General features: G+C 53.6%; 1 protein-coding gene. It reads left to right on the top strand.

The window, feature by feature from the left end; translation table 11 throughout:
* Positions 1-63: 63 nt before the first annotated feature.
* Positions 64-252 (top strand): hypothetical protein (locus O2S87_RS19335; protein WP_475410268.1); only part of this gene is annotated, 189 nt, incomplete at its 3' end.

Genomic DNA, 252 nt, shown 5'->3' with positions numbered 1-252 from the left:
AGCGTCTCAACCGCCACGAGATTAAAGAACTCGTCTATCCAAGGCTCATCTTGCAGGGTTTGAGTGCTGCTGGACACGGCTTCTCAACCCTGCTCTTTCGTATGCGACGTATTCTATGACACCCTCAACAACAGCAACAGTACGCTCAACGACGGGAAGACGCTGGAATTCCTGAGGATCTCGAGTACCAATCAAAACACGAAATCGGCGGTGATCTGGTCGAAGGGGCCGCTGACAGCGGCCTCGACTTCG

The sequence above is a fragment of the Halohasta sp. A2 genome, assembly GCF_056175805.1.
Note: the sequence above shows the minus strand (reverse complement) of the source record. Positions and strands in the feature narration are given on the sequence as shown.